Origin of the sequence: Promicromonospora kroppenstedtii DSM 19349 (assembly GCF_000515355.1) — a bacterium.
Taxonomy (GTDB): domain Bacteria; phylum Actinomycetota; class Actinomycetes; order Actinomycetales; family Cellulomonadaceae; genus Promicromonospora; species Promicromonospora kroppenstedtii.
The window spans coordinates 221,910-225,728 of the sequence record NZ_KI911686.1; the positions used below are offsets into that span (position 1 = coordinate 221,910).

Sequence of the window (3,819 nt, forward strand, 5' to 3'; positions counted from 1 at the left end):
GGGTGACCTTCGCCGCCGGCGCCCGTACGCGGGCGGCGGCGGCCGGTCGTACGCTCGCGCCGGTCCGCCGCACGTTCAGCACGTTCGGCATCGCGGTGACCCTGGTGGCGGCCGGTGCCTGGATCGCCGCACTGACGCTCGGCTGGCTCGAGCTGCTGGTGGCCGCGATCGTGCTCACCGTGACGCTCCTGTGCGCCATCGTGTTCGTGCTCGGACGGTTCAAGTACGACGTCGTGCTCGACCTGGCGCAGGCGCGCGTGACCGTCGGCGACCGCGCCGTGGGGCGCCTCGACGTGCGCAACGCGTCGAGCCGTCCGCTGCTGCCGTCGGTGATGGAGCTCCCCGTCGGCACCGGCACGGCGGCGTTCCCCGTGCCCCGGCTCAAGGGCGGCGGCACGCACGAGGAGATCTTCACGATCCCGACCCGGCGCCGCAGCGTGATCACGGTCGGTCCGGTCAAGTCCGTCCGCGCCGACCCCCTGGGCCTGCTGCGCCGCGAGATGACCTGGACCAACGAGCAGGAGGTCTTCGTGCACCCGCGCGTCAAGAACCTCACGGGCTCCTCCACGGGCTTCCTCAAGGACCTCGAGGGCCGGATCACCAACGACATCACGAACGCGGACGTGAACTTCCACGCCCTGCGCGACTACGTGCCCGGCGACGACCGCCGGCACATCCACTGGAAGACGACGGCCCGCACCGGTCAGATCATGGTGCGGCAGTTCGAGGAGACCCGGCGCTCGCACCTCGCGGTGCTGCTGTCCACGCGCGCCGAGGACTACGCGAACGAGGAGGAGTTCGAGCTCGCCGTCAGCGTGTGCGGCTCCCTGGGCCTGCAGGCCATCAAGGAGGACCGCGGCGTGACGGTGCTCGTCAACGAGGCCACGCTGCACGGTGACCACCGCACCCGCCTGCTGGACGACCTCTCCCGGATCGAGATGGTGTCCCGCAAGTCCAAGCTGGTGGACCTCGCCCGCGCCGCGAGCATGGCCGCCGCCGACTTCTCGGTGATCTCCTTCATCGTCGGCAGCATGGTCACGCCCACCGAGCTGCGTGCGGCGTCGGCCCGCGTGCCCGCCGGCGTGCAGGTCATGGCCATCCAGTGCGTGCCGGGGGCCTCCCTCGGCCGGCACTCCATCGCGGAGCTGGGCGTGCTCACCCTGGGCCGCCTCGGCGACCTGCCCCTTGCGCTGAAGAAGATGAGCGACGCATGAGTGACGAGAACACCCGCGGCAACCTCCCGAGGGGAGGGGCCGCGCAGGGCAACCAGCCGCCCTACGGCACCGGCACTGGGTACCGGACCGGCACCGGCCGGGGCACTACCCGCCGCAGGGAGGCCGAGCAGCCGCGCGCGCTGACCAGGTTTGCCCTGGTCGACGTCGCGGCCCTCGTCGTGATGCTCGGGGCCGTCGCCGTCGGCTTCGGCCCGGTGTGGGGCTCGCTCGGCTACCTGCTGCCCACGGTCGGCGGCGCCGTCGTCGGCCTGGTCGTGGCCTGGGTGGGCGCCTGGCGCCGCTTCCCGGCCGTCGTCGTGACCGCGCTCGCCGTGCTGGCCTACGTCCTGTTCGGCGGCGCGCTGGCCCTGCCGCACACGACCATCGCCGGGGTGGTGCCCACCCTGGACACGGTGCGCGAGCTGCTGCTCGGTTCCGTGCAGGGCTGGAAGCAGTTCATCACCACCACGCCCCCCATGCGGTCGTTCCCCGACCTCGGGGTGGTCCCGTTCCTGCTCATGCTGATCGTGTCCCTGGTCGCGGGCACCATCGCCTGGCGCGCGAAGCACGCCGTCTGGGCCGTGGTGCCGATCATCGTCGCCCTCGTCGGCGTGATCCTGCTCGGCACGGTCGACGCCGCGATGCCGATCGTCCAGGGCCTCGTGATCGCCATCGCCGCGCTCCTGTGGGGCGCCGTGCGCGTCATGGAGGCGCGCGTCGGCACGCACTCGATCTCCACGGAGGCCAGCCGCGAGGCCACGCGCCGCCTGCGCTGGCACCGGGTCCGCACGGGCGCCACGATCCTGGGCGTCGCCGCGCTGGCCGCCGGTTTCACCGCGCCGATGATCATGCCGGAGCAGCCCCGCACCGTGCTCCGCGAGGAGATCGTCCCGCCGTTCGACATCCACCAGTACACCAGCCCCCTGGTCGCGTTCCGGCACTACGCCAAGGACGCCCGCGAGGACGAGCTGTTCACGGTGAGCGACCTGCCCGAGGGCGGCCGCGTGCGGCTCGCGACCCTCGACCGTTACGACGGCGTGGTCTACGACGCGGCCGGCGACGGCGGCGACACCGGCGTGTACACGCGGGTCGGGGAGGAGATCGCGACGGGCTCCGACGAGACGCCGACGCCGATCGACATCGAGGTCACGGGGTACAGCGGTGTCTGGGTCCCCGAGATCGGCAACCTCACCGGCGTCGAGTGGATCGGCGCGAACGCCGAGGCGCAGACGGACGGCACCTACTACAACTCGACCACGAGCACCGCGATCACCACCGCGGGTATCAAGCCGGGCGACAAGTACCGCCTGAACGTGCTGATGCCCGAGGCGCCGGACGAGGACATCCTCAAGAAGGCCGAGATCAGCGACGCGGACCTGCCGGAGACCGAGCCGACCGCGATGCCCGCGGGCCTGCCCGCCAAGGCGACGCAGTTCACGGGCGAGGAGACGGACCCCGCGACCAAGCTGTTCTACATCCGGGACGCCCTGCAGGCCTCGGGCGTGCTGTCCAGCGGGCTCGACGGCGAGGTGCCGTCGCGTCCAGGCCACTCGGCGGAGCGGATCGACACGCTCGTCGAGGAGGAGAAGATGGTGGGTGACGACGAGCAGTTCGCCGTCGCGCTCGCTCTCATGGCACGGCAGGCCGGCATCCCGGCCCGCGTGGTCATGGGCTTCTACCCCGACAAGGACAGCGACTACCAGGAGGGTGAGCCCTGGACGGTGCGCGGCGAGGACGTGCACGCCTGGATCGAGGTGCCCTACAAGGAGTACGGCTGGGTGCCGATCGACGCCGTCCCGGACGAGAAGCCGCAGATCCAGCCGGAGCCCAAGAGCGAGCAGGTGCCCAAGCCGCCGGTGCTCCAGGACCCGGAGCCGCCGGAGGAGCCGGACAAGGCGAAGGCCGGCAGCGTCGAGGACGACAACAAGGACGACGCCGAGAACGACCCCTTCGACTGGGGCCTGCTCGGTCTGATCCTGCTCGCGGTCGGCATCCCGCTGCTCGTCATCGCGGGCCCGATCATCGCGATCCTGGCCTACAAGGCCCGGCGCCGTACGGCCCGCCGCACCGCGGAGCAGCCCGCCGACCGGATCAGCGGCGGCTGGCACGAGGTGGTCGACGTCGTCACCGACCTCGGCACGACCGTCCCGCCGGGCGCGACCCGACGCGAGGGTGCCGGCGTGATCGCCGGTGCGCACCAGGTCCCCTCGACCCTCACGCTCGCCCACCGCGCGGACGCGTCGGTCTTCGGGCGCGGTGAGCCGACCCAGGCGGACGTCGATTCGTTCTGGGCCGAGGTGGACGAGCTGGTGGGCGGGCTACGCTCCAACCTGAGTACGCGACGGAGGGTGCGCGCGGCGTTGTCGCTGCGGTCCGTCTGGGCGCGTGTGGGCGGTGGTCGCGGAGTCCTCGCGGCACTCGGGGGACTCGGGTCCCGGCGGAAGAAGGAGAGCTGATGACGGACGTGGTCTGCGCTGGTTGCGGGTCGACCCAGCGAGCGGGTGCGCCGTTCTGCGCCGCGTGCGGCCGGGAGTTCCCGCGCACGGGGCGGCCGGTCGCGGAGGCGGCCCAGGTGCCGCAGGGGCAGGTGCAGGCGGCGGCCGCG

The 3,819-nt window shown here is 72.4% G+C and carries 2 protein-coding genes; both read left to right on the top strand.

All coding sequences use genetic code 11. The features are described 5' to 3' along the window. The first annotated feature begins 2 nt into the window (after positions 1 to 2). Positions 3 to 1,214: a DUF58 domain-containing protein gene (locus tag PROKR_RS15615; protein WP_051433032.1), complete on the top strand. Its 1,212-nt coding sequence runs from the start codon at positions 3 to 5 to the stop codon at positions 1,212 to 1,214. Further along, the gene (locus tag PROKR_RS15620) at positions 1,211 to 3,670 is read left to right on the top strand and encodes a transglutaminase TgpA family protein (protein WP_036964546.1); all 2,460 of its coding nucleotides are present in this window, start codon (positions 1,211 to 1,213) and stop codon (positions 3,668 to 3,670) included. Before PROKR_RS15615 ends, PROKR_RS15620 begins: the two co-directional genes overlap by 4 nt. Positions 3,671 to 3,819 lie beyond the last annotated feature (149 nt).